The organism is Pseudaeromonas pectinilytica, from assembly GCF_054780855.1.
The window spans coordinates 1-611 of sequence record NZ_BAAGVN010000157.1 but is presented as its reverse complement, the minus strand read 5'-3'; the positions used below and the strand labels follow the sequence as shown (position 1 = coordinate 611).

1 pseudogene is annotated in these 611 nt (G+C 46.6%); it reads right to left on the bottom strand.

Going from position 1 to position 611, the window contains the following annotated elements:
* A pseudogene (locus ACYVG7_RS09955) lies at positions 1-611 on the bottom strand (ISAs1-like element ISKpn9 family transposase); the annotation flags it as partial.

Sequence of the window (611 nt, the reverse complement as noted above, 5' to 3'; positions counted from 1 at the left end):
GCATCCAACGCTCGGCTACTTATATAAAATCTCACGAAATCATAGCCTTTGCCATTTTCAATTCGCTCAGCCTGCACGGCTATAATGGTCTTCGCTTTCCACTGCTGGCAAACGGGCATGCTTTCATCAACCACCAGAACCCAACAACGTCGATGCTCTTTTCGCCCATGTTCTGAGTCAAATTGTTCAGTAAAGCCGGGCCCCGAAATATCGGTTTCATTCTTATCCCAATACGCTTGGAACTGTTCTTTTACTTCAGTATTGAGGCTCGGTTGGTTGTCTTTCACTGCAAGCAGGTAATCACCCGACTTTTTGAGGATGGTGTCTGCGATTTTTACCTGTGTACCCATCGCATCAATACTGACTAAACACCCTTTTAATTCAATAAGTTGGAGTAGCTCAGGTATTGCCGTGATCTCGTTAGATTTGTCAGCGACTTTTTGCTGGCCAACACACATTCCCAGCTCAGTTGACCAGACATTGACCATATGAACAGCGTTGGCTCCTCGCCCTTTAGCGGTAGCACGGAGAGCTTTACCATCAACCGCTAGTTGGCCAACCAGCTTATCATCGCCCATGATGTCGCCGATCCACGCTTGAAAAATGGATTT